General features: G+C 45.3%; 24 protein-coding genes. 11 read left to right on the forward strand and 13 right to left on the reverse strand.

The genetic code is table 11. From position 1 onward, the window contains the following. Window positions 1-13 precede the first annotated feature (13 nt). Complete coding sequence (locus tag QZZ22_RS08290; protein ID WP_292463978.1) at window positions 14-1,348, reverse strand: cell wall-binding repeat 2 family protein; 1,335 nt, start codon at window positions 1,346-1,348, stop codon at window positions 14-16. Continuing rightward, window positions 1,327-3,366: a DUF4396 domain-containing protein gene (locus QZZ22_RS08295; protein WP_292463979.1), complete on the reverse strand. Its 2,040-nt coding sequence runs from the start codon at window positions 3,364-3,366 to the stop codon at window positions 1,327-1,329. The genes QZZ22_RS08290 and QZZ22_RS08295 overlap by 22 nt, the downstream gene beginning before the upstream one ends. A gap of 263 nt (window positions 3,367-3,629) precedes the next feature. Between QZZ22_RS08295 and QZZ22_RS08300 the strand changes: the two genes are divergently transcribed. The 7 genes from QZZ22_RS08300 to QZZ22_RS08330 all read left to right on the forward strand — a co-directional run bounded on the left by QZZ22_RS08300 (window position 3,630) and on the right by QZZ22_RS08330 (window position 10,377). Then, a complete protein-coding gene (locus tag QZZ22_RS08300) occupies window positions 3,630-4,499 on the forward strand; it encodes a class I SAM-dependent methyltransferase (RefSeq protein WP_292463980.1) in 870 nt (289 codons plus the stop codon). Between the two features lie 269 nt (window positions 4,500-4,768). Next, window positions 4,769-4,894 (forward strand): symporter small accessory protein, encoded by a 126-nt coding sequence (locus QZZ22_RS08305; protein ID WP_292463982.1) that lies wholly within the window; start codon window positions 4,769-4,771, stop codon window positions 4,892-4,894. Then, window positions 4,894-6,519: a sodium:solute symporter family protein gene (locus QZZ22_RS08310; RefSeq protein ID WP_292463984.1), complete on the forward strand. Its 1,626-nt coding sequence runs from the start codon at window positions 4,894-4,896 to the stop codon at window positions 6,517-6,519. Before QZZ22_RS08305 ends, QZZ22_RS08310 begins: the two co-directional genes overlap by 1 nt. Before the next feature lie 188 nt (window positions 6,520-6,707). Then, a complete protein-coding gene (locus QZZ22_RS08315; RefSeq protein ID WP_292463986.1) occupies window positions 6,708-6,830 on the forward strand; it encodes a symporter small accessory protein in 123 nt (40 codons plus the stop codon). Continuing rightward, on the forward strand, window positions 6,830-8,431 hold the full coding sequence (locus QZZ22_RS08320) for a sodium:solute symporter family protein (RefSeq protein WP_292463987.1): 1,602 nt from the start codon (window positions 6,830-6,832) through the stop codon (window positions 8,429-8,431). The genes QZZ22_RS08315 and QZZ22_RS08320 overlap by 1 nt, the downstream gene beginning before the upstream one ends. Window positions 8,432-8,668: 237 nt before the next feature. Beyond that, window positions 8,669-8,791, forward strand: a complete 123-nt coding sequence (locus tag QZZ22_RS08325; RefSeq protein ID WP_292463989.1) for a symporter small accessory protein — start codon at window positions 8,669-8,671, stop codon at window positions 8,789-8,791. Beyond that, window positions 8,791-10,377 (forward strand): sodium:solute symporter family protein, encoded by a 1,587-nt coding sequence (locus tag QZZ22_RS08330; protein ID WP_292463991.1) that lies wholly within the window; start codon window positions 8,791-8,793, stop codon window positions 10,375-10,377. Before QZZ22_RS08325 ends, QZZ22_RS08330 begins: the two co-directional genes overlap by 1 nt. Before the next feature lie 360 nt (window positions 10,378-10,737). On the opposite strand, the gene QZZ22_RS08335 is transcribed toward QZZ22_RS08330, so the two are convergent. Next, on the reverse strand, window positions 10,738-11,430 hold the full coding sequence (locus tag QZZ22_RS08335) for a metal-dependent hydrolase (RefSeq protein ID WP_292463993.1): 693 nt from the start codon (window positions 11,428-11,430) through the stop codon (window positions 10,738-10,740). Between the two features lie 83 nt (window positions 11,431-11,513). Here QZZ22_RS08335 and QZZ22_RS08340 point away from each other — a divergent pair, with 83 nt between their 5' ends. Together QZZ22_RS08340 and QZZ22_RS08345 are read left to right on the forward strand one after the other, a co-directional pair. Then, on the forward strand, window positions 11,514-12,692 hold the full coding sequence (locus QZZ22_RS08340) for a DUF2117 domain-containing protein (RefSeq protein ID WP_292463995.1): 1,179 nt from the start codon (window positions 11,514-11,516) through the stop codon (window positions 12,690-12,692). A gap of 100 nt (window positions 12,693-12,792) precedes the next feature. Further along, window positions 12,793-13,173 carry a hypothetical protein gene (locus QZZ22_RS08345; RefSeq protein ID WP_015052395.1) on the forward strand — a complete coding sequence of 127 codons (381 nt, stop codon included), beginning with the start codon at window positions 12,793-12,795 and terminating at the stop codon, window positions 13,171-13,173. 200 nt (window positions 13,174-13,373) lie between these two features. Here QZZ22_RS08345 and QZZ22_RS08350 read toward each other — a convergent pair whose 3' ends face one another. Further along, window positions 13,374-13,586 carry a hypothetical protein gene (locus QZZ22_RS08350; protein WP_292464001.1) on the reverse strand — a complete coding sequence of 71 codons (213 nt, stop codon included), beginning with the start codon at window positions 13,584-13,586 and terminating at the stop codon, window positions 13,374-13,376. Beyond that, entirely contained in the window at window positions 13,583-13,708 is a 126-nt protein-coding gene (locus tag QZZ22_RS08355; protein WP_015052396.1) for a hypothetical protein, read from the reverse strand. The genes QZZ22_RS08350 and QZZ22_RS08355 overlap by 4 nt, the downstream gene beginning before the upstream one ends. Window positions 13,709-13,927: 219 nt before the next feature. Here QZZ22_RS08355 and QZZ22_RS08360 point away from each other — a divergent pair, with 219 nt between their 5' ends. Next, complete coding sequence (locus QZZ22_RS08360; RefSeq protein ID WP_292464004.1) at window positions 13,928-14,605, forward strand: hypothetical protein; 678 nt, start codon at window positions 13,928-13,930, stop codon at window positions 14,603-14,605. Between the two features lie 35 nt (window positions 14,606-14,640). Here the strand turns inward: QZZ22_RS08360 and QZZ22_RS08365 are convergent, their stop codons facing one another. Together QZZ22_RS08365 and QZZ22_RS08370 are read right to left on the reverse strand one after the other, a co-directional pair. Then, window positions 14,641-15,363 (reverse strand): MinD/ParA family protein, encoded by a 723-nt coding sequence (locus QZZ22_RS08365; protein ID WP_292464006.1) that lies wholly within the window; start codon window positions 15,361-15,363, stop codon window positions 14,641-14,643. Between the two features lie 5 nt (window positions 15,364-15,368). Beyond that, window positions 15,369-15,776 (reverse strand): hypothetical protein, encoded by a 408-nt coding sequence (locus tag QZZ22_RS08370; RefSeq protein WP_292464008.1) that lies wholly within the window; start codon window positions 15,774-15,776, stop codon window positions 15,369-15,371. Between the two features lie 191 nt (window positions 15,777-15,967). Here QZZ22_RS08370 and QZZ22_RS08375 point away from each other — a divergent pair, with 191 nt between their 5' ends. Beyond that, complete coding sequence (locus tag QZZ22_RS08375) at window positions 15,968-16,651, forward strand: ATPase domain-containing protein (protein WP_292464010.1); 684 nt, start codon at window positions 15,968-15,970, stop codon at window positions 16,649-16,651. A 21-nt stretch (window positions 16,652-16,672) separates the two neighbouring features. Here QZZ22_RS08375 and QZZ22_RS08380 read toward each other — a convergent pair whose 3' ends face one another. Genes QZZ22_RS08380 through QZZ22_RS08405 form a run of 6 tightly spaced genes read right to left on the reverse strand, consistent with a single transcriptional unit; the run spans window position 16,673 to window position 22,126 of the window. Beyond that, entirely contained in the window at window positions 16,673-17,431 is a 759-nt protein-coding gene (locus QZZ22_RS08380) for a GNAT family N-acetyltransferase (protein ID WP_292464012.1), read from the reverse strand. A 17-nt stretch (window positions 17,432-17,448) separates the two neighbouring features. Further along, entirely contained in the window at window positions 17,449-19,002 is a 1,554-nt protein-coding gene (locus QZZ22_RS08385) for a hypothetical protein (protein ID WP_292464014.1), read from the reverse strand. Between the two features lie 15 nt (window positions 19,003-19,017). Beyond that, the gene (locus QZZ22_RS08390) at window positions 19,018-19,785 is read right to left on the reverse strand and encodes a hypothetical protein (protein WP_292464016.1); all 768 of its coding nucleotides are present in this window, start codon (window positions 19,783-19,785) and stop codon (window positions 19,018-19,020) included. A gap of 22 nt (window positions 19,786-19,807) precedes the next feature. Then, window positions 19,808-20,863: an ATPase domain-containing protein gene (locus tag QZZ22_RS08395; RefSeq protein WP_292464018.1), complete on the reverse strand. Its 1,056-nt coding sequence runs from the start codon at window positions 20,861-20,863 to the stop codon at window positions 19,808-19,810. Beyond that, the gene (locus QZZ22_RS08400) at window positions 20,860-21,195 is read right to left on the reverse strand and encodes a hypothetical protein (RefSeq protein ID WP_292464020.1); all 336 of its coding nucleotides are present in this window, start codon (window positions 21,193-21,195) and stop codon (window positions 20,860-20,862) included. Before QZZ22_RS08400 ends, QZZ22_RS08395 begins: the two co-directional genes overlap by 4 nt. A gap of 13 nt (window positions 21,196-21,208) precedes the next feature. Further along, window positions 21,209-22,126: a hypothetical protein gene (locus QZZ22_RS08405; RefSeq protein WP_292464022.1), complete on the reverse strand. Its 918-nt coding sequence runs from the start codon at window positions 22,124-22,126 to the stop codon at window positions 21,209-21,211. Window positions 22,127-22,145 lie beyond the last annotated feature (19 nt).

The following is a 22,145-nucleotide window of genomic DNA, read 5'->3' on the forward strand; positions in this document are numbered from 1 at the left end:
AGCAAAACCCAGTTTAAGTTGTACTGTTAATTGTATTGTCAGCATTGCCAGGGATTGTTTCCGATGCTGGAAGGGTATTATTTTCCGGACTGCTCGAATTGTTCAAATTGCTCAAATTGCTATTATTCGTGCTGAGGGAAGAGACCTTCAGGAGATCATCGAGTTCCCTCACTGTTTCGTCACTCACATCATTTCCAATTATCCAGGCAAAATTGAATACCTGTTGACTTGGATGTGTCGGATCTGGCTTGAGGACCTGCAGGTAAGAACGCAGGGTATCCTGAAGTTCACCGTCAGGCCCTGTCAGGAGGAGAAAACCATGTTTCCCCATGTGGGACAGCACTCCGCTTGGCACTATGACCCTCCAGTCATCCGGGCTTGCCAGCAGCATATTATGCCCGGGTTCTGCATATCCCCATCCAACACTACGAGGCCTGTAACCCACAAGCCATGAGGTCCTGTGGCCGCTGTCTTTATAGCCTGCCCACCTTACTGCCATTTCCTGAGGTGTGTCCCCCGGAATACGCTGGACGTGACCGTACTGTGAAAGCTCTGCCATGACATCTTCATCAACAACTGATGACGGAGCAAACACATATATGTAAGGGTAGTAAGGCCAGCGTTTCTCAAGCATCCTGCGCGTTTCCTCAGGCACACCTTCAGGAGTAACAAAAGCAAATCCATCCCCTTGGTGTGCATTCCAGTTCGCTGCAGGATATGCATACTCAAGTGCATCGGTCGAAGCGATAAAGACGATCTGCCGGTGATTGGATTCAAGGACTGCAATATATTCATCCAGTACCTCTGAAAGCTCGATCGGATTTGATGCAGAGATAACGCGAGGTTTCATTTTCAACTGTTTAACCTCTTCAGCCACGCTCTGGTCAATATCCCCTACAATATAGACCTGCACGTTATTATCCATCATCACTCCCTCAGGCCTGAGTCTTTCAAGCTCATCCCGGGTTTCTTCCGGGATGGTTGTGCCATTCTCCGTGACAAAGAGCATAGGCGCATTGACCGGCATGTGCTGAAGCCGGGTCGTTGCAAGAGCCACTGCAGGGTCATCGTCCCTTACAAGCACGACGGCGCCGGGCCTGTCCTTATCCTGGGCAGAAGCGTATATCGCCTGGGAATATGCCGTTGCGGTCAGCAGGTAGTTATCACCCGAAAGCCTGGCTGTGCTCCCTGTTAACTCAAGCAGGTCCTCATTCTGCAAGGTGCTTACATTAAGCGGCTCACCCTGAGGTTCCCACAGTGAGACATATACCAGAGTCAGTAATAGTGAGAGAATAGCTACTGTAAGTAAAGTGTAGACAGGCTTCATCACATATCTCCCTCCTTCCATCCAGCTTTCACCATGAAGTAATTAGGAACAAGGGCGACGAAAAAACCCACGCTTGCAGCAACCCACAGAGGTGTCACCCAGAGCCATATGTCTTCACCGGACATCCAGCCCCTCCACATCATGACATACCATGCGGTCGTGAACATCCCGATTGAAGCAGCAATCATTGAAACAGCAACTACAGGAAACGCTTTGCGGACTCCTGCAAAGTAATTCATTTCCTTCATATCAGCCATCATAGGCCCCATGTAAAAGAGGGTCGAAAGAATGATAGCAGGAATTACCATTATGAGCCACATAATGGTGGTCATGGGAGAGCCTAACCAGAATACCGATGTAAACTCGAAACTTCTCAAAAGAGGCAGTCCAACGAACTGGAAAAAGTACATGGAGGCTATCATAAGTGGCATCCCGATTCCGATACTCATAATTGTAGCTGATAAGGCTCTTGCCCATGGAGGGCGGGTGAACTTTATCATCGGACCGGAAATTATCGGTCTTTCGTGATAGGACATCAGAAAAGCCAGAATTCCAACGGGCCCGAGCACCAGGATAGCCATTGGCCAGTAAAGCCGCGGGTAGAAGGAGCTGTATGGCAGCCGCCTGGGCATTATGAACAGAGCCCATATTGCTCCGAAAAGTCCTATGAAGAACCAGGACCACCCAAGTAAGGCGAGTCCACTTGCACCTGCAACCTGGTCTTTGAACGAATGGACTTCGAGTCCAAGGTCAGCTCTTGCCTGCGCATTGTAACTCACGCTTTGAGGGCCTCCCACAACCCTGACATTCATGAAGGGACCGTCCGATGGAAAATTAAAGAAATCAGGAGATAGTCTCCAGAAGTACTGGTCCACATAATCGTTCAGGTCTCCTGGAGCCGTATACAACAGAGGTCCGTAATTACCCTGGTATGCCATGGGTATGCCGGCAGCTGCAAACTCAGGTGTCTGCGGGTTTGCAAGTACGAAATTGTAGTACGCATCAAAGTGATAGGTCTCATCCATGCCCCACCCGAAGTTACCCCAGCGGCTTCTTGCCCAGAGAAGAGAGTGCTTGTAGATATTCTCATCTGCTACCCGGTTTACCTCGCCGTAAGCTTCCAGCTCTTCAAGGGAAGTGTCAGATAACAAATATTCCGGGGCTGCTACCAGTATGAGTTTCTCATTCCCGGCGCTTCCATCGCCACTCCCAAGCGTATTTTGCAGGCTTTGAGGTATCGAGCCTTCTTCCACAGGAACTACAGGCGCACCGAAGAAAGCTGCGGTGTAGGCTGCGGGCAGGGCATAGGCAGGCTCATCCGCCGAAACGATCACAATAACAGGGCCATCACTGTAAAGCGACAGGGACTCCTCAACAAGCGAATCTATATCCACCGGGTTTTCTCCCATGCCATAGACCAATGTCTGGTTCCGTGCCGAGGCTATAGGTGCCATTACTGCAGCTGCCAGCGGGTCAGCAGGAGCCTCCAGTAACTGGGAGGGGAACATCCTGGACATGTAGCTACCAAGCTGAGCAGGTGTGTCTCCCGGCACTCTCTGCACATTCTTAAGAGTATATCCTATGCGTGTGTCCTGGTCTGCCCCGTTTCCATAAGCAGCAGAAAGAACCCATATGTATCCAACGGCACTAAGGATCACTGCAGCTGCCAGGACCGCAATTCCCCAGCTAAGCCACTTATTTATGTTCTGTCCTTTATGCCTGCTTTTTTCACCTGAGCTCCCGGTCTTGGCGGTAAGGAAGACCTGATTTGCAGAAGCCAGAGAAGCTATCATTGCGCCAAGACTTGCGCCAAATATAATAAAAAAAATGGTAACACTACTGTAAGGTGATGCGAAAAGCGGCTCAAGCCTTGGGATTGTGATCGCACCTTCTTCTGAAAGATATCCTGGCAGGCCGAAAACAAGCCCCCCAACAAAGGCTCCAATCAACGTAACCAAAAGAGACCTGGAAGTAAAGATCCTGCTCTTTCCAATAGTTTTGGAGTCATCCTTCTTGTTGTGACTATCCTCACTACCCATCTATTATTCCCCCCATGGAACCAGGTTGCTGTTACCTTGTAACAGCCAGCCTGTGAATAATAATCATTTAGGAATTAGATTTCCATCGTATAAATTGTTAAGTGCAGAGTGTTATGAATCTCTTTTTCGGAGCATTGTATTAAAAAAACAGGCATCTTGCTGATTATACTTACAGTACCGTTCCCGTCTTTAGGCTTTGCCTGGATAACCGTCCATATAATCAAAATACAAATAGTTTTATCCTTGTAAAAAAATCAGGTAGTATGTCATTCAAACCAATAGGTAAAGTAGTGAATTTTGCTGATGAAGAGACTATGGAACTGCTTGCACTATGGAGAGATGCTGTTAGTGAGGTCGAGCTAAATAAACATTCTCATGCATCATCATATGTGTTCGATGAATATTCACATTATATTGTTGTCCATGACCCTCTTGATATGGAATTTCCAAAGAGCAGAGATGAGTGGAACAAGCGGTTCTGCAGGGAAACAGGGATTTCGGTTGTAAAACTTATCAAACATGATGGTGACAGGCTTTACTTTAAAGGTCTGCTTGCTTTGAATAATTCATCAGTTTATGGCATTGTTCCCTACACGGCATTCGACCACCAGGAAGCTGCATACCCAAAGCTGGGAATGGAGAAACTCAAAAAAGAAGTTTTTGCTGAAGTAATACCGCTTGTAAAAGGAAAAGATATCCTGGATGTTGGTTGCGGGCTAGGGGCTGCGACGATGGAAATAGCACAGCACAGCAGGCCATCAAATGTTCTTGGAATCGACCTTCTGGAAGGGCTGATAAGACAATGCCGCATCAACGCTGAGATATATGGAATTGAAAATGCCACGTTTGAAGCTGCAAGCATATACGATCTGCCTTATGAGAATGAGAGATTCGATATGGTAACGTGCTTCTTCATGCTCCATCACCTTGATGATATTCCTAAAGCCCTGAGAGAGGTAAAAAGAGTGCTGACAGACGGAGGCAAAGTATTCGCAGCCGAACCGCTTGATCATCACCATGGTGCTAAGAGAGAAGGAAGAGACTGGGTAAAACTTTTTGAGGATGCGGGTTTTTCGGCCATATCCAGGAACATAAGCAAAGCAGTGTTCATTCAGGCAACTGCTGAGAAGTAGATCCAATGGAGGAAGCAGGTGCATAAGCACCCGCTTTCGAGTCTGTGTGCAACTTCATTTTTTAAAGGTAAATTGCTACTTTGGTTAGCAGCTCTATTGCACCCGGTTGTTACAAATACAACCCTTTGTAACACAATTTCTACTATGTCCCCATCTGGTATATAAAGATTGTGTGGCCGCTGATAATGTGAAAACGCAAGATAAGAAATGGAAAAGTTAAAGTATGTATTGTGCTAACAAGTAACATTCTAATTTTGAGGAGACAAAAAATGTTAGGCATAGACGACCCACAGATATGGATTGCATATTTGTTATGCTTCCTGAGTGCAATTGGATGTATTATCTACGGAATGATACACTGGAACGATGGCGGCGAAAATGAGGAGGGCTGCTGATGGCAGTCAGTACACCGATTCTCGGTATTGCAGTACTTATATACCTGATGGTAATCTTCTATCTGGGATGGCTGGGCTATAAACAGACAAAAAGTACAGAAGATTTTATGGTAGCTGGTAGAAAGGTTAATCCCTTAGTACTGGCCGTATCATATGGAGCTACGTTTATCAGTACCTCAGCAATAGTAGGGTTCGGAGGATATGCAGGAGCTTTCGGAATGGGTGTGCTCTGGCTTGTGTTCATGAATATCTTTGTGGGCATCTTCCTGGCTTTTGTCCTGTTTGGGAAAAGGACCAGACGCCTGGGTGTGAATCTGGGTGCGGTCACTTTTCCGGAGCTGATCGGAAGAAGGTTCCAGTCCCGTTTCATCCAGGGTTTCTCAGGCATCCTGATTACAGTATTCATGCCACTTTATGCAGGAAGTGTGCTCATAGGCGGGGCCCGGTTCATGGAAACTGCACTAAATATTGATTATAACAGTGCAGTCCTTATACTTGCCGTTATCGTCGCTGCCTACGTGATCACCGGAGGGCTCATTGCAGTTATGTATACTGACGCCCTGCAGGGAGCACTCATGTTTGTAGGCATGGGGATCTTGCTTGTCCTTACTTATATTAAACTGGGCGGTGTGGTGGAATCTCACCAGGCACTCACCAACATGGCCCATCTCGTACCTGCTAACCTGGCCGCAGTGGGACATACCGGATGGACGTCTATGCCCGTGTTCGGCTCACCTACCTGGTGGACGCTTGTTTCCACCATCATACTTGGAGTAGGTGTCGGTGTCCTTGCCCAGCCGCAACTTGCGGTCAGGTTTATGACAGTAAAGGACACCAGGTCGCTCAACAGAGCAGTGCTTTCAGGCGGACCTTTCATTCTCATGATGGCAGGTGTGGCATATGTTGTAGGAGCTCTTTCCAATGTACATTTCCTGGCAACCAGAGGCGTGATATCACTTGATGCTGCCGGAGGAAACATTGACAAGATAATACCAGAGTACATCAGCAGCGCAATGCCGGATTACTTTGTCATCTTCTTCCTGCTCACATTGCTTGCGGCTGCCATGTCCACTCTAAGCTCCCAGTTCCATACAATGGGTACTGCAATAGGACACGACCTCTACCGTGAATTCCTTATGAAAGGTAAGATCGGCAAAACTGTCACCGTCACCAAACTCGGTATTGCAGTAACGATCGTGATGAGCGTGGTTCTTGCATATATTCTTCCTTTTAGTGTAATAGCAAGGGCAACTGCCATATTCTTCGGACTTTGCGCTGCAGCATTCCTACCCATGTATACCGGGGCATTGTTCTGGAAACGCATGACAAAGGAAGGAGCCATAGCAAGTCTTCTTATAGGTACATTCACCAGCCTGTTCTGGCTTACATTCGTGCATGCAAAAGAGGCAAGTGCACTGGGTATAAGCAAGATGTTATTTGGAGTGGACACTATCCTGACAGGTACCTGGACTGTAGTTGATCCAATCCTCATAGCTACTCCGCTGGCCTTCCTGACAGCAATAATTGTAAGCCTGATGACTGTTCCCAGTCCGCAGGAACATATTGACCTCTGCTTCAAGAATTCAGCCATAAACGAAATGCATAGCAACACTGTGGAACTTTAATACTTTAACCGGAATGAGTGAGTATTCTGGCAGTCTACTGCCAGATGCTCATCTTTTGTATTTCTCATTTTAGCATATCTCATTTGGGATTCCTGTAGATTTCGGATAGATTTAAATATCGATGCCTGTTAATACATAACGCGGCGACTACTATTAGTTATATTATCAAATGAAACACGGTGACGAAAATGCTTGGAATTGACGATCCTCAAATATGGCTTGCTTATATGCTTTGCTTTTTAAATGCTTTAGGTTGCATCATCTATGGTGCGCTGAAATGGAATGATGGCGGAGAAGAGGAGGATTGCTAATGGCCGTCAGCACACCGGTACTCGGTATTGTCGTGCTCATCTACCTGATGGTCATTTTCTATCTGGGATGGCTTGGCTACAAAAAAACCCAGCAGACTGAAGATTATATGGTTGCCGGTAGGAAAATGAACCCCTACATCCTGGCAGTCTCATATGGAGCCACTTTTATCAGCACATCTGCAATCGTCGGGTTTGGGGGAGCTGCCGGTGCACTTGGCATGGGTCTTCTATGGTTGTCTTTTATGACTATCTTTGTAGGAGTGTTCATGGCTTTTGTGGTATTTGGAAAGAGGACCCGTCGTATAGGATTGAAACTAGGTGCAGTCACGTTTCCCGAACTCCTTGGGAGAAGATACCAGTCCCGTTTCATCCAGGGATTCTCCGGAATACTTATCGGTCTCTTCATGCCATTATATGCCGGAATAGTACTTATCGGAGGAGCAAGGTTTGTCGAAACCACCCTCAATATAAATTATGATGTCGCAGTCCTTATTCTTACAGTGATAGTTGCTGCCTACGTTATCACAGGAGGCATTATCGCAGTCATGTACACAGATGCATTGCAGGGTGCTCTCATGTTCCTTGGAATGGCACTTCTTCTTACCCTTACGTATGTCAAACTGGGCGGTGTAGTTGAAGCCCATCAGGCACTAACCAATATGGCTTACCTTGTACCCGAAAGCCTGCAGGCGGGAGGGCATCTTGGATGGACAGCCATGCCTGAGCTCGGGTCGCCCATCTGGTGGAACCTTGTATCAACATTGATCCTGGGCGTGGGAATCGGAGTGCTTGCCCAGCCACAGCTTGCTGTCAGGTTCATGACAGTGAAAGACGACAAGGCCCTGAACAGAGCAGTACTGGTCGGAGGACCCTTTATACTTATGATGACAGGTGTGGCCTTCACTGTAGGGGCACTCTCTAATGTATATTTCTTCGATAAGCTTGGCGTAATATCTGTGGTAGCCGCCGGGGGAAACACAGACCTTATAATACCTCAGTATATCAACAGCGCAATGCCCGATATTTTCGTTGTCCTGTTCATGCTGACTCTGCTGGCTGCAGCAATGTCAACGTTGAGCGCCCAGTTCCATACAATGGGAACTGCGATAGGACATGACTTCTACCGCGAGTTCCTGAAAAAGGGAGAACTTGGACAAACGATCAATATCACCAGAATGTCAATAGCAGTTACTATCCTTGTCAGCGTTGTACTCGCGTACATCCTGCCAATAAGTATTATAGCAACTGCTACAGCTGTTTTCTTTGGTCTTTGCGCGTCCTCCTTCCTGCCAATGTACACAGGCGCTCTCTTCTGGAAACGCATGACACGGAAAGGAGCGATAGCAAGCATGCTTGTAGGGGCTTTCACAAGCCTTTTCTGGCTTATATTCGTGCATGCAAAAGAGGCAAGTGCACTGGGTATAAGCAAGGCTCTCTTTGGTGTGGACACCATCCTGACAGGTACCTGGACGATTATTGACCCGATAATAGTCGCCACACCCTTGGCTTTCCTGACAGCGGTCATCGTAAGCCTGATGACAGAACCTGATTCTCAGGAACATATTGACCGCTGTTTCATGACTTCAACAGTGAATAATTAAAAATATAATTTATTTTTATATGCCACTTCTGATCTGAAATCATTGAAGCCTTCTGGCCGGAAACTGCCAGAGGTGATTTTCTAGCTAACCGACTTCATCATCTGTTTCTGCCAAGCGTTCCCGCAATAAAATTGAAAGGTGATTCCGGGATATTTTGGATAGGTTTAAATAGTGCTATGTGATAACATTTAACACGGTAACTATCATGATTTATTGTTAAATAGAAGGAGATGAAAAATGCTTGGAATTGACGATCCTCAAATATGGCTTGCTTATGTACTTTGTTTTTTAAGTGCCTTGGGTTGCATCATCTATGGTGCGCTGAAATGGAATGATGGCGAAGAAGAAGAGGGATGCTGATGGCTGTCAGTACACCAGTGCTCAGTATTGTCGTGCTCATCTACCTGATGATCATTTTCTATCTGGGATGGCTTGGCTACAAAAAAACTCAACAGACAGAAGACTATATGGTGGGTGGCAGGAAGATGCATCCTTATGTCCTGGCCATATCATACGGTGCCACTTTTATCAGCACATCTGCTATTGTCGGGTTTGGCGGAGCTGCAGGAGCTCTTGGTATGGGATTGCTCTGGCTTGCGGTAATGAACATCATTGTAGGGATTTTCCTGGCTTTTGTGATATTTGGAAAAAAGACCCGTCGCATAGGATTGAAACTAGGTGCAGTCACGTTTCCCGAACTCCTTGGGAGAAGATACCAGTCCCGTTTCATCCAGGGATTCTCCGGAATACTTATCGGTCTCTTCATGCCATTATATGCCGGAATAGTACTTATCGGAGGAGCAAGGTTTGTCGAAACCACCCTCAATATAAATTATGATGTCGCAGTCCTTATTCTTACAGTGATAGTTGCTGCCTACGTTATCACAGGAGGCATTATCGCAGTCATGTACACAGATGCATTGCAGGGTGCTCTCATGTTCCTTGGAATGGCAGTACTGCTTGCTTTCACTTATATTAAACTGGGCGGTGTTGTGGAAGCTCATCAGGCACTAACCAATATGGCTTACCTTGTACCCGAAAGCCTGCAGGCAGGAGGGCATCTAGGATGGACAGCCATGCCTGAATTCGGATCGCCCATCTGGTGGAACCTTGTATCGACACTTGTGCTTGGTGTAGGTATTGGAGTGCTTGCCCAGCCACAGCTTGCTGTCAGGTTCATGACAGTAAACAGTGACAAAGCCCTGAACAGGGCAGTACTGGTCGGAGGACCCTTTATACTTATGATGACAGGTGTGGCCTTCACGGTAGGGGCACTCTCCAATGTGTATTTCTTCAATAATCTGGATGTCATATCTATAGTGGCTGCCGGGGGAAACACAGACCTCATAATACCCCAGTATATCAACAGCGCAATGCCTGATGTTTTTGTTATCCTGTTCATGCTGACTCTGCTGGCTGCAGCAATGTCCACGATGAGTTCACAGTTCCATACAATGGGAACTGCTATAGGTCATGATTTTTACAGGGAGTATGTCAAGAAAGGGGAACTGGGACAAGCCATCAACGTCACCAAAATAGCAATACCGGTTACGATCCTGGTCAGCGTTGTGCTCGCGTACATCCTGCCGATAAGCATTATAGCAACTGCCACAGCTATTTTCTTTGGTCTTTGCGCAGCCTCTTTCCTGCCTATGTACACAGGCGCCCTCTTCTGGAAACGCATGACCAGAGAAGGAGCGATAGCAAGCATGCTGGTGGGAGCTTTCAGCAGCCTTTTCTGGCTTTTGTTCGTACATGCAAAAGAGGCTGTGCCCTTTGGTCTCAGCCAGGCTATCTTTGGAAAAGCGACACTCCTGAGCGGAACATGGACAGTCGTTGACCCGATAATAATTGCTACGCCTCTGGCTTTCCTGACAGCTATTATTGTAAGCCTGCTCACAAAACCAGTTTCTCAGGAACATCTGGAAAAATGCTTTGGTAAATAAGGAAAAGATAAAGATCAGGAGCTCCGATGCAGCCGAAAAAGGTGGACAGCTAGTAATGTCCACATTTCTTTTTTAGAATGACTGTCATTTGTAAATGTCCTGAAGTTCATTTCTAAGTTTTCTGAAGTTTCTGCACGAGGTTAAAAATGCTTTTCAGCATATTCTGCATGTTTGCTTTTTCCAAATAGCATTCAGGAACAGCGAATGATCAGAGAAAGGCAAAAGTCGTATGACGAGAACTAGAGGGGATATATATTTTATAACTATAATCGACTTTTGCCTTAACACTCTTCGACATACAGAAATATAAACCTAACCATAGGAGAAGTAAAAATACAGTTAAGGTAAGCATATCTTGGCTTATAGTTCAATAGAGTCATTTACCTTGAGAATGATGACGTTGATACCTGATGCCTTTTTTACATAAGATGTAAAAATAGATGGATCCTGCGAAATGCGATCATATGTATTATAATGCATAGGTATTGCAACTTTCGGGCGCAACATACTCACAGCGAGGGCTGCATCATAAGCATCCATTGTATATCGTCCTCCGATAGGTACTATTGCAACATCGGGTTTATACAGGTCCCCTATCATCTGCATGTCCCTGAATAAGCCTGTGTCGCCAGCATGATAAATACAGACATCTCCCACACGAATGATGAAACCTGCAGCCTTTCCGCCATCAAAGGAGTGTCCGGCTTCATCTATAGAGGATGAATGACAGGCATCGGTCATTGTAAGTGCAATATCCCCCAGTGTTATAGAGCCACCGATGTTCATTCCTTCTGTCAGGACATTCCTGGACCGGAGGTACTGTGAGAGTTCATGAATACAGGCCACCCTGCATCCGGTCCGTCGCGCTATCCTGACAGTATCACCCAGATGGTCAAAATGTCCGTGTGTGACTGCGATGAAGTCTGGCTCCACTTGTGTGGAGCGGACAGTTGCTGCAGGATTGTTATCAAGAAAAGGATCTATCAGCAACCTGTCTTTTGAGAGCACTTCAAAACACGAGTGACCAAGCCATGTCAGTCTGACATTATTCATGATCAGATTGTAGTTTTTATCCGACTAATAATTTGTCATAGAAGAATAGTTATATCCATATAACAAAATACATAAACAGACCTATGAAAAGCAATATGGAGATAGGCATAGTCATCCATGGCCCGGATATCATTGATTCGGGAATGGCGCTGAAGATAATAAAAACACTTGAAGGGTTCGGGAATACCAGCTCAATCATGGCAGGCACTATAGGTAAGACTGCCGTACTTGATGCTCATCTTGAGGAACTGATAGATATACAGGCATCTCTCAGGCCAAGCGCATGCATTGATAATTTCTTCATGACAAAAGATGTCGTTTTTCTGTTGAACCATGGTAAGACCATTGATAATGGACGCTTTTTTGCTAGCCTTGTAGTATGGAATCTTGAAAACCGAGATATAAAGCCACTTATCCAGATTGAGCGGCCTTCATGTGATGACGGGGAAGTGATACCGTGGAATGAGTCTTCAATTAACCTTGCCACAGAACTTGCTCAGGTGCTGGGGATTGGTTTGTCGGCAGTCCCGGAAGTGATTAAACCCATAAGCATTGAGGATCACGGGCACCGGATAGTGAGAAAAGTGTTCGGAGTACATCCCGGAGAGAATATACTCATTAATGGCATAGTGGTCGCCTATGCGCTCACCGGAGATGTCAGCGTTATCACAGAGAACGGTTTTATCACCGGGATAACAGGAGCCAGAATAAAGGAGCATGGCCTTGAGAAACTTCACAGATATGAGCAAAGAGCGCCTATTGACATCACGAAGTGCTGGATAAAAAGCGGCCCTCTGCGAGGCAACAACTTCTCAGCACGCCTGTATAAGGAAAAAAAGACAAGTGTTTTTACATCTGAAAGTATGCCCTTAAAAGAATTCATGAACCCTTCGGGCAGCATCAGGGCGGTCATTATTGACCATGAGGCAGAAAAGTCTTTTGAGCTGGCAGCTGGCGCGCAGGTAGCGGTCACTATAGGTGATGATACCACCGAGATTGCGGGGGATATACTCTACAGGCTTGGAGTACCCATCATAGGAATCACTGACGGGGATAGTGACGGCTTTGCACACAGGAAACACATATTTCCGGGATCTTTGGTGCTCAGGCTCCGGGCCGGATACGATGATATTGTCGGGAAAAAGATACAAGCCGAGATATTTGGTGGCAACAAAGATGCTTATTTCAACTCCTTAACGGAGTTGAAGAATAAAATTACATCTTTATCTAAAAACTGCGTGAATTTTACTCGAAATTATTAGTTTTTCAGGACTTTAAATATAACCATATATAACTTTAAATATAATAATTGCATACTATGTAGTAGAGCTCCTAGTGAGCACAATTAAATAAGGGGTTATTATGAAAGAATATGAAGTAAAAATACTGGATGACACAGACTACCGATTCATTGACGCATTGAAAAGTCTGGGAATGTCTAGGAACGTCGCCACAACGCTTACTTATCTCTCCAATGTGCAGGAAGCATCCTCACAGGAAATAGAGATGAGCACCGGACTAAGACAGCCGGAAGTAAGTGTTGCCATGAGGCAGATGCGCGAAAGAAGCTGGATAGATATCCACAACAAAAAAGCTATTGGAAAGGGCAGACCTACAAAGATCTACAAGCTTTCCGCTCCTGTTGAAGATATAATCAAGCATTATGAGCGCAAGATAATAGAAGACACAAGAACAACGATGGATGCTATTACCAAACTCAAGAACATCACACGTAAAATGTGATGCATGTTAGTTTTACGGTTAGTTTATCTATCGAAAGGTGGAGTCCCCTTTCCTGACAGCTGCGGGCCGGCAGGCAGGGGATGAAAACCACGTGTGTCATGAAACAAAATATCTCAATCCTTTTTTTCAGAGTACAACCTGTTCTCGAACAGGATTACAGTTAACTCACTCTTCCCTGCTTTCAGAATCATTGCCAGAGTTCATCCCTGTGATGCAATGCATATGATCGTTAAGCTGCCGGACATAGCCATCCCATCTATCGGAACGGCTTGTCCGTCTTTTAAAATGAGGACGGTCTCTTGATTGAGACCGATTGTTTCAAGAATCTTTTCATAAGTGGTTCCTTGCGAAACCTCTAATTCCGTATTCGAAATATCGCTGTTCAACACTTCAATGTGCATTTGTATGTTCAATCTGTTATTTCACCACCTTCTTTTACAAGGTCGTTGAGGTTTTCCTGAAGCAGTTTTTCATCGAGTTCTTCGTGTTTCTTTTCACCCTTACGTTCATAACCTCTTTTCTGGAACTTTGACATACTAAAGCACCTCGGTTAACATCTGTTGCTATAGGTTTTAATCTTTTCGGGCTCTGAGCCGAAAAAGAATATACTTGCAAGAGAAACTGGAAAAAAAAGGAAAAAAATCTAAAACAAAGTTAATCGTGCATTTGAAAATTAATTTGGACCATTATATTAATACGTGATAATATCAATATTACTAAGCGAGAAGTTCACTGAAACCGCGGCCCAAACAATATGAGCAAAAATAAATCGATTCAGGTATCAACTGATTTTCTGAAGCTGCTTGAAGGGAAGTGTTCACTTTTCTTCCACGAGGGTTCCAAGCAGACAGAGCCGTTGGCAGATATGATTACCAGCCTTGGTTTTTTTTCCAGCTTGCCTGTCATCTGTCTGCATTGGGGTAAAGCGCCCGAACATATGGCCAGGAATCTCCATGCAGACTTTTTACTCCTCCCTATTTCAAGGAACTTCACGAGTACTTTGATCGGACTGGGAAAACTGCTCGCTGATAAACAGCACATAATACTTATCCAGAATTTCGATGATATGGCATCCTCAGTAGACAGGAAACCTTTTCTCAAGTTCCTTGAGGCGCTTCTTAATAAGTGCATTGAAAAACGTTCAACCCTGCTGGCTACTTCCGGGACACGACTTAAGGATCTTGGATATGAAGCAAATATAAACGGCATTTTTAATAATATTTTCAGAGTTAATATCAGCAACATACAAAAAGTAGGATTGGACGGGCAGCCAAAGAACTGTTACAATCTTTATGGCGAAGAACTGGCCACTACACAGGTTGTGGATGTTGATATGGAAAAGATAAGAGAGATATTCAGGCTTACGCCTGAAGAACAAAATGAACTGGATGCTATTGCAAATAAGCAGATAAGAGACCTTAATATCACCTGACATAAAGTCTCATTATCTAATGATTAAGCAAAATCTCAGACCAATCTCTCTGCAATTTCTTTTAATTGCAAGCAGTAGTCACAATCCGGTTCATCTTCCATCACAAGTTTGCGCGACCAGGCACGTGCTACCGAATTATCAAAACTGATTGAGCCCATGAGCCTGGTACCAAGCTTTTTACTGAATTCCTTTACAACTTCATCGATCTCCTTGCGCTTATCAGAGGGAGTACGGTTAAAAAGCAGATATGCCCGGGTTCCCAGCTTGTCCGCCATACTGGAAAGAAGATAAGTTCCCCTTATATCCTGTACGTCGATGGTTGAGATGATAGTCGCCCTGTCAGCAATATTCATAGCAAGCAAACTGGACCTGTTAATACCCGGACTGCAATCGAACAGGAAATGATCAATGGAAAAGTCCTTATGGATGGTGTTTACAAGCTCAAGCATTTTTTCTCTGCCTTCTCCGGGAGTATCGAACATTGTGATAATATCTTCCTCACACGCCTTTGAAGGCACTATGTAAAGTTCATTGCTGCCATGCCTGTAAACCACATCAGATGGCCTGCACTGCCCCTGCAGGAAATCAATAAGTGTCAACTCATACTTGATGTCGAAAAGGGAATGGATGCCAGGGCCATTAACATCTGTATCGATAATGCATACCCTCTCCCCCCGCATCGATAGCAGCACGCCGAGGTTCCCAACAAATGTTGTTTTACCCGTTCCACCTTTATATGAATGAAAACTTAGCAGCACTTATCTCACCCCAGCAAGCGGTCAAGCTTGTCTTCTACTTCCTCGACTGCGGACCAGTGGCCATCTTCATCGGGCTCATCTTTTTTCTTCATCGAGTAGTATATTTTTTTACCTTTCCTTTCCCTCACAAGCCATCCACCCCGATAAAGTTCATTGAGGTATTTATTCTCAATGGATCTGTGCCTGCATGTAACTACACTTACTTCATCCGCGGTACATGACTTAAGGTCAGAAACAGCGAAGAGCGACTTACGGATAGAATCAGGAACTGTTAGAAAAACAGCCATTTTATCATCGATCTGGGGCGGGGAGTAAGTTTCGATTTTCGACAGACGCAACTCAAGGTTATTTAAACGTCTGTTTATATCATTAAGATACTCCAGGATATCGGGATCATTGTGCAGGTTAGACATAAATATCAGTGCATATTGTGATTGGACTACTATGTGTAAAATTTAATAGATGTGATAATATATAAGTTTGACTAATTAGAAATCTGGAAAATATCCGAAAGCATTAAAACAGGATAGAAGTTGCCTGTGCATACACTTACTTCTCGATAAATATATAAATAGACACAGCATGGAACACATGGTGAGAAAACATGAAAAGTTCATCTTTCATAAAAGGACTGGATGATATCCTATGCGGGGGATTTATCTCGCCGTCAACAGTCCTTGTTGCAGGGACCACCGGCACCGGCAAAACAAACCTCTGCCTGCAGTCTTTGTTCCATGCTTCCGGGAGAGGGGTGAAATGTGCATATATATCCCTGTTCTCAGGTTCAAGGGACAAGATAATATCAACCACCAGACAGCTTGATTTCTTCGATGAACAGGTGATCACTTCCGGAATGCTTGCCATCCACTCGATCAGCACAGATATCATCGCCAAAGGAGATTTCTCCATATTCGAATACATTACTGATAATGTCCTGAGCACTTCCCCGACCATGGTTGTCATTGACACTATAACGACCCTGGAAGCAATATGCAGTACTTTTGAGGAAAGAGAGTTTCGGGGCTGTGAACTAAGGACCTTCGTTCAGAACCTGTTCATGGAATTTGAAGAAAAGGGTATATTGCTCATTGTCACCGGAGAAATAAGCCCGGAATCCATTAATGTCAGCCACTGGTCATATATGGTGGATACAATCCTGTCCCTTGAAAAAAAAATTGCTGAGAATGGGCTTGAAAGGCATCTGGAAGTGATCAAGACACGTGGTAGCGACTTTATTCCCGGCAGGCATCCCTTTGTGATAAGCGTGAAAGGGATAGAATTGCTATAAAAGGAAACTGGGCTCCGGTACTCAGATACAGAGGCTTTCGAGAAGAATGTCCATCTCTTCTGAAAGCTTTCGATCCAGCAGGTGTCTGGAACTGGCCAGGTATTGTTCAAAATCAAGCACATCATTCTTTGAGATAGGTTTACCCATATTTGATTTGAACTTGAGGGATTCATATGAATCAACCAGTTCAGGCATGACCATCCGCGGATAGTTACATGCAAGCTGCCTGAGAAGGAACCTGGCTTTAGGATATGGCAGGATTAAACAATCCCTGTAGCGTGGTGATATACAGTCAGTGCCGCATATGACATCAAACATCAGCCTTTCCTTAAAGAAACGAGAAGCATCAGGATTATCAGGTTTTGTTATCACATTTGATCTCAAGGTTTTAGCAGCGATAGCAAAAAGGAGTCTACCGATTCCCATGTTCCGTGAAGATGGATGAACCTCAATACTGCGGAGGAGATGAACAGAGTGCTGAACAACATTTTTCTTTCCCCTGTGTATCTTTTCAATATTATCTGACACCTTCTCAAACCGGGCAAATCCAAGAAGCCGGTTGCTGGCATCAATGGAAACGAACAGCGCATGTCCTGAGGAAACAGAGGTTTTCATCAGGAAATCATAGGGTGTTGCAAATTTATTATGAAAATAATTGAATCCCGGCGTACTGGACAGGCCTACCTCAATCTTGAGATCGTCTACTACATCCTCCGATTCAAGCAGGCAGTAAGAGATATTCCCAGCCTTATGCAATATGCACATACCATTAACAGACATTTTCCCATACCGCTCTGTTATACGTTAGCCAGTTCCCTCAAAGTAAAATAAGTATATCTGCCCTTTTTAAAAGACAGCAGCAACTGAGCCTGCTCCATCTGACCGACAAGAGCTGATATCTCCTCAGAATCTAAACCGCATCTGGAGCTTATCTGATTCTCCAGTTGTTTCAGGGTCACAGGCCCGGAATCCTTTATTTCTTCAAGGACCATCTGCTCAATATGCCCAGAAGAGAACTCATCTGTACATGTATTCCGGGTACTCCCATTTTCAGACCTGAGCCGGACGAGCTCCTCTCGCACATTTAAAATATCTGCATGGATGTCTTGTATCTTTTCGGAGTCATGTATGGACTGGAGCACCTGCTGCTGCATATGTTCAAGAGTAATGTTGATCTCATCCCGCAAAGAAGCAACAGCTTCAGAGATAGTAAGCACCTCATCACGGTTCACTTTTAAATCCATACTCTCTTTAAGTGAAACCAGGTCAGATTGAAGTGCTTCAGGAGGTTCCTGAAAAGGAGACACAGTTGCAGTGTTATCCAGAGTGCGGAACTCCTCAAGGGTTTTGCCTAGTTTCCGTAATGCCTTTGTGTGGAGGTTTACTGCTTTTGTAATATTCTTCATCTGGGATTTGATCTCTTCGATTCCCTCTGCATGTGACCTGGTATCTTCGAGCTGGTTGTTCTGAAGCTCGGCCATGAATTGCATGTTCTCTGTCAGGTTTGTAAGTTCTTCAGTTATAACCGGCAACCTGGAAGATATCTTTTCAATGGACTTGTCATGGGAAACGACTTTTTGTACAGTATATTCCCGGCTGCCGGTTTCGACAAAAGACCTGAAGTCCTGTGAGCTAAAATTAGGAACCGCCTGGGACAATATCTTAAAAAGTTCAATATAGGTTGCATGGATCTGTTTTATTGAGACGAGCTTTGAGGACACGGCATCTGAGAGCCCCCTGACAAGGAATATTCCATTCTCAAACCTGAAAAAGTCAACTCCTGCACTGAACTGACGGACCTTATCCCTGGTATTCTCGACAATCTCTGACGATTCCCTGTCACCGAATATATTCAGCATGGCAGCATACAGATCGTTCAGGGTTTTGGCATAAGTTATCTCAAGCACATCGGGAGGGACCTTTGCAGCGTCAAGCGTTTCAGCACTGAGTGAATCCTCTGACTTTACGATCCTTCTGAGGCGTTTAGAGAATACATCGAAATCCCTTCTTAATTGTCTGAACTCAGCCTGCGGGGACATTTTAGACAACTCGGTGTGGATAGAAGAGATCGAACCGCCATGTTCACTGAATCCCTCGCTCACTTGCACCCGGAGCTCTTCTAATTCCCTCTCAAAGAGTGCCAGTTTCTCCTCCATTTCCCGGTGCCTGGAGTCAGAAACAGATGCATTTCCCATGTAAGGGGATTTTTTGGATATCTCAGCTTCTTTCCCAGAGCATTCCTCGTTGTACTCGTGACCCTGAAGGCTCCCTGCACCGTCATCAGCACAGTCAGAAGCAGGGGACGCAGGATTATCCTCTGCTTGAGTCCTGGCACATATCTCGCTACCCATCCTAGTACCACCACTTCATACAAACGACTCCAGTTTGTGTTTTATATCCGGGATCCACTCCGCCTCACACACATCAGCAACATAATCCCCATGCAGAGGGCGTATCTGGTCCCTGATGATCATCTCGACAAGCAAAGGCCAGAGGTCTTCTGTCATCCACTTGGGAGAAGAGGCGATCTCATTGAAGGCCATTGCAAGTGTAGGCTCCACCTCACCCCTGCCCATGACACCCGTAATCTTCTCCTTGATGTCAGCAAGTATCTCCATATTCTTTTTATATTCCGAAGACTGAGTGTACATCTCATTGAACACGATCTTGGCAAGTATGCGCAGTTCTGAAGCTACCTCTTCCGAATAATTCGATAGCTGGTCGGCCGTCATTGGACGTTGCTCAAATATGTGTTGTATGACCTCCCTTGCAACCTGTATCTTATGCATATCATCGGAAAGGTCAGCCTTACCCGCAAAAAGAGATATCAGGAGTGCACCTCTTCCCACGGATGAGAAGATGACAGTCCCAAAATCATATTCTATTACCGACTGCTTAAGTCCCATAGCAAGTTGCTGGCTTACATGCAGCAGATTGTGGCTGATGAGATTTGTCAGCTCAAATATCTTGGGACCTATACTATCAGGGATATACGAAGCGTATATTCTGCCATCTGCACCTGCAAATAGCAATACGTCGGCATCACTGGACTCATAGGTCCGTTTTAACTGTGAAACCAGGGCAAACTTCAGAAGAGATACATCTTCCAGGTCTTCCTTTGTCTTTTTAACCACCAAGTTCACCACTTCTGTACTATTACTGTATCATCTCTTCCAGATCACGGAGATTCTCGATCTCTATCAGGCCTTCTTCTTCAGGCTCCGCGACAACGGATTCAATCGGAGCTTTCACTGACAATTCCTTCAGGTCAAGCTGTATGTCAGAAGGCTTGCTCTCTTCTTTTCGTCGGGCGATCTCATCTTTGGTAAGCGCATCAGTAAGTCCCTGGGATTCGAAGAATATCTGCAGTGTTTCCTTAGGTGAGAATGGATAGGACCAATTCTCTTTGACATAGGCAAGACGCTCAAGCACTGTTTCGTTGGCACCAAGGTCTGCAGCTGTCCTTATAGCCTTGTTGAACAGATCGTCATACTTACGCATGTCTTCAGCTGACAACAGCGGAGTGGTACGCACTACAACCCCGATACCTCGCACGAATATGTAAGGATACACTTCCTCACCATGCCGTGTGGCACGCATTTTTATAATCTCCAAAGCCCTGTTGAAAGCACCGCCTATAGGGCGATAGGTAAGGTGGACTGCACCATCGGACATGTATATGGGTATAAGTACATCTTCGCCTATGGTCTCACCCGGAGCTGCATGCTCCTCGGTTGTTATCAGGACCGGACCCAGTTGCTTTAGAGTATAGAACAGCTTGGTGATTACCTCACGCTGCTCCTGCTTATCCTGGATAGCCCATGTAAGAGGCGTCAGGGGATCGATAACAACACGTGTCTTCACAGAGAAGTTCTTGTTCATCTCCACCAGTGCAGGCAGCTGCTCATCTACAAGCTTTACAAAATCCTTGCCCTTTGAATGGAAAAAGAATAACTCTTTTTCGTAATACTTATCCAGATTGAAACCAAGCATCTTTGCTTCACGCATTATCTGCTCAGGTGGCTCTTCCATGCTGATATAAAGACCATTCTCACCGTGTTCCAGCCCGTAATTAAGATACTGCATGGCAAAGGTAGATTTACCCGTACCACTTGAGCCAACAACAAGCAAGGTAGTATTATCTCTGACACCGCCTTCAATGACCCTGTCAAGACCTGCTATCCCGGTTGGGATCCTTCTCTCTCTGCTCATTCACATACCTCAAAGTCGATCGATTCAGGTTCATTTGCCTTCAATTCTCCCATTTCAACGGAAAGGATCAATGATTCATTACTATCAAAGGGAAAACTTTTCTCTACATATATAGCCTCGATCGAGGAGCCCATCACCAGCATATGATCGCTTATGTCAACCCATCCTAAATCGTTCTTCTTAACAACCTTTTTCAGCAGGATATTATTGGTTTTTGCATCCATACCTGCACATTCTCCCCTGTAATGTGATGATGGCGTAATAACACGGACCATTTTACCGATGAAATCTGAAAGATAATCATCCATGGAATCTTTTTTTGAACCGGACATTATGTGACCTCTTCTAACCTTTCTTCATCTTAGCCATAAGTTCGGCAAAACTGTCTGCTTTCTTAGCTTCTTCCGGAATCTCTACACTCCTTTCCGGTGCTACCTGCATGGCAGGCTGTGGCGGTACCGGAGCACTAGCCTGGACTTTTTGTGCCATTGCACCAAAGGCCGATCCAAAAGTATTGTGAGTTGAAGCTATAGATGCAAGCTCTTCCTGTGCTTTCCATGGCGGATCGAATATTTTCTCCGGCTTTTTCATGTTAGCTGCAAACTGCATGTAAGCGTGACCTATCTCAGAAAGCTTTCCACTATCCAATAGTTTATATATTGTAAGTGCCCTGACCCTCTCCACAAGCTCATTTTCATCAACTTGCGGCCTGATACCTGAAAGGATCATCTTGTCATTCTCATCGAGCAGGACCTGATAGGCAGATATTGGCTGGAGGGCTACTTTGAACTTACAGACCTGATCACCATTCTTGATGCATTCGATCTCCTCGACCGAGCATTCCAGCTCAAGCTCTTCGGTAAAGAACCTGTAAAGAGCGTCAGTGGTCGCAACACACACTTTCTGGTTATTCAGGGCAGGGTAACAATTACAGACAGGATTGTTCGGAACCGCAAAAATGTAATTCATCGGAGCGTATGATATCAACTGCATCGACCCCAGGCCTGCTTCCGCAAAGAGCTTGACATGGAAATTATATAGAGCAGTTGATTTGATGGCATCGATCGTGAATGACTTCAGAAGCTTTCGCGTCTCCTTCCAGGGAACTTTTGCCAGAGGGAACCTGTCGCTGATGTTCTGCTGTATCTTAAGCAACGCACCAAAAACACCCATGGATTGTGCAAAGCTACCTTCATTCATCGGAGGCGTTCCACCTGGCGAAGCGGTCATGAACGGGGGCAGGCCGGGAGGAACATCACTCATACTGCCACCTCCGCGGCAG

The sequence above is a fragment of the Methanolobus sp. genome (assembly GCF_016278365.1).
Taxonomy (GTDB): Archaea; Halobacteriota; Methanosarcinia; order Methanosarcinales; family Methanosarcinaceae; genus Methanolobus.

Coding starts and splice junctions, on each gene's coding strand:
- QZZ22_RS08290 (WP_292463978.1), bottom strand. CDS start 1,348: ATGGAAGGAGGGAGATATGTGATGAAGCCTGTCTACACTTTACTTACA.
- QZZ22_RS08295 (WP_292463979.1), bottom strand. CDS start 3,366: ATGGGTAGTGAGGATAGTCACAACAAGAAGGATGACTCCAAAACTATT.
- QZZ22_RS08300 (WP_292463980.1), top strand. CDS start 3,630: ATGTCATTCAAACCAATAGGTAAAGTAGTGAATTTTGCTGATGAAGAG.
- QZZ22_RS08305 (WP_292463982.1), top strand. CDS start 4,769: ATGTTAGGCATAGACGACCCACAGATATGGATTGCATATTTGTTATGC.
- QZZ22_RS08310 (WP_292463984.1), top strand. CDS start 4,894: ATGGCAGTCAGTACACCGATTCTCGGTATTGCAGTACTTATATACCTG.
- QZZ22_RS08315 (WP_292463986.1), top strand. CDS start 6,708: ATGCTTGGAATTGACGATCCTCAAATATGGCTTGCTTATATGCTTTGC.
- QZZ22_RS08320 (WP_292463987.1), top strand. CDS start 6,830: ATGGCCGTCAGCACACCGGTACTCGGTATTGTCGTGCTCATCTACCTG.
- QZZ22_RS08325 (WP_292463989.1), top strand. CDS start 8,669: ATGCTTGGAATTGACGATCCTCAAATATGGCTTGCTTATGTACTTTGT.
- QZZ22_RS08330 (WP_292463991.1), top strand. CDS start 8,791: ATGGCTGTCAGTACACCAGTGCTCAGTATTGTCGTGCTCATCTACCTG.
- QZZ22_RS08335 (WP_292463993.1), bottom strand. CDS start 11,430: ATGAATAATGTCAGACTGACATGGCTTGGTCACTCGTGTTTTGAAGTG.
- QZZ22_RS08340 (WP_292463995.1), top strand. CDS start 11,514: ATGAAAAGCAATATGGAGATAGGCATAGTCATCCATGGCCCGGATATC.
- QZZ22_RS08345 (WP_015052395.1), top strand. CDS start 12,793: ATGAAAGAATATGAAGTAAAAATACTGGATGACACAGACTACCGATTC.
- QZZ22_RS08355 (WP_015052396.1), bottom strand. CDS start 13,708: ATGTCAAAGTTCCAGAAAAGAGGTTATGAACGTAAGGGTGAAAAGAAA.
- QZZ22_RS08360 (WP_292464004.1), top strand. CDS start 13,928: ATGAGCAAAAATAAATCGATTCAGGTATCAACTGATTTTCTGAAGCTG.
- QZZ22_RS08370 (WP_292464008.1), bottom strand. CDS start 15,776: ATGTCTAACCTGCACAATGATCCCGATATCCTGGAGTATCTTAATGAT.
- QZZ22_RS08375 (WP_292464010.1), top strand. CDS start 15,968: ATGAAAAGTTCATCTTTCATAAAAGGACTGGATGATATCCTATGCGGG.
- QZZ22_RS08380 (WP_292464012.1), bottom strand. CDS start 17,431: ATGTCTGTTAATGGTATGTGCATATTGCATAAGGCTGGGAATATCTCT.
- QZZ22_RS08385 (WP_292464014.1), bottom strand. CDS start 19,002: ATGGGTAGCGAGATATGTGCCAGGACTCAAGCAGAGGATAATCCTGCG.
- QZZ22_RS08395 (WP_292464018.1), bottom strand. CDS start 20,863: ATGAGCAGAGAGAGAAGGATCCCAACCGGGATAGCAGGTCTTGACAGG.
- QZZ22_RS08400 (WP_292464020.1), bottom strand. CDS start 21,195: ATGTCCGGTTCAAAAAAAGATTCCATGGATGATTATCTTTCAGATTTC.
- QZZ22_RS08405 (WP_292464022.1), bottom strand. CDS start 22,126: ATGAGTGATGTTCCTCCCGGCCTGCCCCCGTTCATGACCGCTTCGCCA.